Annotated in this window: 5 protein-coding genes; 4 read left to right on the forward strand and 1 reads right to left on the reverse strand. The window is 42.0% G+C overall.

Features of this window, described 5'->3' with window-relative positions:
* Window positions 1-350: hypothetical protein (locus tag L4C33_RS20565; RefSeq protein WP_428814257.1), on the forward strand; the 350-nt coding region annotated here is incomplete at its 5' end.
* 5 nt (window positions 351-355) lie between these two features.
* Here the strand turns inward: L4C33_RS20565 and L4C33_RS20570 are convergent.
* Entirely contained in the window at window positions 356-1228 is an 873-nt protein-coding gene (locus L4C33_RS20570) for a LysR family transcriptional regulator (protein WP_428814258.1), read from the reverse strand.
* Between the two features lie 131 nt (window positions 1229-1359).
* On the opposite strand from L4C33_RS20570, the gene L4C33_RS20575 reads away from it, so the two are divergent.
* The 3 genes from L4C33_RS20575 to L4C33_RS20585 form a co-directional block, all read left to right on the forward strand.
* Window positions 1360-2565, forward strand: coding sequence for an MFS transporter (locus tag L4C33_RS20575; RefSeq protein WP_428814259.1), 1206 nt, complete (start codon window positions 1360-1362; stop codon window positions 2563-2565).
* Window positions 2566-2625: 60 nt separating this feature from the next.
* On the forward strand, window positions 2626-3192 hold the full coding sequence (locus L4C33_RS20580; protein WP_428814260.1) for a DUF1415 domain-containing protein: 567 nt from the start codon (window positions 2626-2628) through the stop codon (window positions 3190-3192).
* A gap of 83 nt (window positions 3193-3275) precedes the next feature.
* A partial coding sequence (locus tag L4C33_RS20585; RefSeq protein ID WP_428814261.1) for a nucleoside triphosphate pyrophosphohydrolase family protein occupies window positions 3276-3567 on the forward strand: 292 nt, incomplete at its 3' end.

Raw genomic sequence — 3567 nt, forward strand, 5'->3', positions numbered from 1 at the left:
ACATTGACCACTTACGTCCATATTATGAAAGCTCAATGCCGCAAGAGTTTCATAGCTATATGGATTATGTCGTCGATAATTCACTAGAAGTAATCGGGCTGGCAAATTACGCGAAAGAAAAATGCAATCACGATACGACTTCATTGGATCAGAAGATCAGTAAGGAAATGGTCGGGTTAATGTTTTATTTCCCACAAGATGTATTAAAAACTGAAGTAAATAAACGTACAGAGCAAACGATGCAAAGCTACGGGCTTAGCTTTTGTTCTGAGGTTGAGTCAAAAGTGGACTCACTATTCACTGCGCTTAACCAAAGAAAAGCACAGTTTGAGTCTGGAAACCCACAGTAAACGTATTACGTATATTGCTTAACAAAATCAATGAAGGTTCTATCCGCTTTGGAAAGGTAGCCTTCCTTTCTCCAAGCTAGAGCAAGTTTTAGCTTTACCGGGGGGTTAAATGGTACTCCGACAACTTGCTTTTCATGCTGTGTCACCAGCTCTAGCAAAGCGGTAATCGCAAATTCTTGTTTTACGATCGAAAGGATCATCGGTAGCAAGTTACTTTCAAACGCAATATTCATATCAAAGCCATATTGCTCATGGACACTATCAATAAAATCTCGATGAAAATAACCCGGTTTAAACAGAATCAAATCCTCTTGGAAAAATCGTTTAAAGTCGATAGATTCATTTTGTGCAAGTTCATGCGTTGCCCCTACAACAGCCAGCATTTCACTATCTAATAAGTGGTCTGTTTCTAAATCCTCTGGCACATGAGCATCATTAATAACACCAATGTCTAGCTCTCCATTAAGCAGCATCTTCCGAATAGACTCCGTCCCAGCATCAATTAGTGTCAACTTTAAGTTGGGATACTGGCTTTTGAATGCCATTAGGATCTGAGGAAAGAAATAGCTTCCCATCATGCTTGGTGCGCCTAAGCGAACTTCTCCTTTAACTAGCCCTTTTAACTCATTCATTGCTAATTCAGCGTCCGCAAATTGTTGGCTAATCCGCTTTGCGTGTTCAAGTAACGTTGCTCCCTCTTGAGTTAAGGTTACTGACTTATCTCCTCTTCGAAATAGCGTTAATTCAAGGGTTTGCTCTAACTTCTTAATCGAAATACTTAGGGCTGGTTGAGCAATGTTCAATGCTCTCGCTGCATGGGTAAAGTTGCCATGTTCTGCCACGGCTAAAAAGTGTCTCAGAGGTTTTGATTCAAGCATGCATAGCCATATTTAAAATATATTACTGCGATAGATTTAATATATTTCTTTAATGGAGACTGTACTGATACCTTGTTCACAAATAGTCGTTAGTTTACAAATTATCTCGGGGCACCCGAAAGGCTCACAGCATGATCGAACTTGGTTCAAAGCAATATAAACAAGTCACACAGTCTTTAGCGATCGGCTCGTTTATCATTTTCTGCAACCTATATTTATTTCAACCTATCCTTCCTCATTTGGCTGAGCACTTCCAAGTAAGCGAAATTCAAATTAACTGGTTATTCGCAGCTTCAACACTCGCCCTGTCAGTTAGCCTGGTTCCTTGGGCGGTTTCGTCAGAGAGCTTTGGTCGTAAACCCATTATTCTGTTCGGACTTTTTATGATCCCACTCGTTGGGACATTAATGCTACTCACCGACTCGCTCTACGTACTAGTAGCAGCGCGCGCTTTAATGGGTATAGCCATCGCCGCATTTGCTGCGGTCGCCGTTGCTTACATGGTAGAAGAACTTTCGCCTAAAGCTTTCTCAATTGCTATTGGAGGCTACATTGCTGCAAATTCTCTTGGTGGAATTTTCGGACGAGTCATCGGGGGAACAATCACCGAACATTTCGAATGGAAAAGTGCGGTTCTATTCTTCGTGGTCTTTTCATTGCTTGGAGCCGTGTTTGTGTACTTACGGCTACCTAATCAAAACAATTTCAAACCTCAGAAAGGGCTATTTTTCCATCACAACCGAGCGGTTTTAAAACACATCGCTAACAAAAATATCTGGTTAGCGATGCTTATTGGAGGTGCCAACTTCGCGCTGTTCGTTAACCTGTACTCTGTAATGGGGTTTAGGCTGGTTGCCGCACCACACAACCTACCTATCGGTATCGCTTCAATGATATTCCTGTGCTATTTGGCAGGAACGCTAAGTTCCAAACTCAGTGGAGTATGGTCTAATAAGCACAGCCAACTTATTGGAATGGCGCTAGGTACATCTATAAGCATGCTTGGAATGTGGGTGTCAGCTATCGACTCCATTTTCATGATGCTACTTGGGTTGATGTTAATCAGTTTCGGAGCCTTCTTTACTCATACCCTAGCCTATGCATGGGTAAGTCAAAAAACGACATCTGCCAAGGCGACAGCAACGGCGTTATACCTTGTTCACTACTATATTGGCGGCAGCTTAGGTGGATTCTTACTGCTATATTGCTGGCAGACTTATCAATGGCAAGGAGTGATTGCCGGAGGGATGCTTTTCTACATCGCAATATTTATTTTATTGAACTCACTCCATCGTATTTCCAGTCTCTCGCTTAAAACTGTTCCATGCGGACATTAAACGGTTTAGTTCCCGCTCTGTTCTGATATCCTTACGCAAAATTTGATATCGGAACACTTCATGACTTCTTTAAGTACAACTGAACTTCAAACCATCCACGATCAAGTTAAACAATGGTTAGACGATGTGGTTATTGGGCTAAACCTTTGCCCGTTTGCTGCAAAGCCGCAGCGTAACAAGCAAATCAAAATATTTGTCAGCCAAGCTGAAACAGAAGAAACGCTACTTGAAGATATCATGACGCACTTCGTTGAGTTAGATAACACCCCTGTAGCAGATCTTGAAACGACACTGGTTGTGGTTCCAAACATGCTGCAAGACTTCTTTGACTACAACATGTTCATTGACTGGATAGAAGCACTAATCAAACAAGAAAAGTGGGATGGTACTTATCAGGTAGCAACCTTCCACCCAGATTACTGTTTCGGTGGCGCAGACCCTGAAGATGATGAAAACCTAACCAACCGTTCTCCTTACCCGGTGTTCCATTTGATCCGTGAAGCGAGTATGGAAAAAGTGTTGAAGCACTACCCGAACCCAGAGGAGATTCCGGACACTAATATCGCCCGTGTTGAGTCTTTAACTAACGAAGAACGTAAAAAGTTATTCCCTTACCTTTTTAGTTGATTCGAGTCATCTGCAAGCCTCACTTTCAACACCTCGCGAGCTTTGTTAAAATCTAACTCTAATAATTATCAATGGACACTTTCATGAACCTGTCTCAGTTAAACCAAGAAATCTTCAATCACCTATACAAAGATATCGAAGAATTCCGTAATACTTTCGATTTGCCAGTTGCTTCACCTGAATCTTTAGACGAGAAAGCGGATACGCTGCACACATCTCTAGCGATTGAAGAGTTAACTGAACTAGCAGAAGCGGATTGTAAGACAGAACAAGCAGACGCAATTGTTGATACCGTTTACGTATTAATGGGGCGCTTGGTTCATTTAGGTCACAGCAAGGTAGAAGATAACCTAGCGATCAGCTACCTGGTTGACC

The sequence above is a fragment of the Vibrio makurazakiensis genome, assembly GCF_050337375.1.
In the GTDB taxonomy this organism is placed as follows: domain Bacteria; phylum Pseudomonadota; class Gammaproteobacteria; order Enterobacterales; family Vibrionaceae; genus Vibrio; species Vibrio makurazakiensis.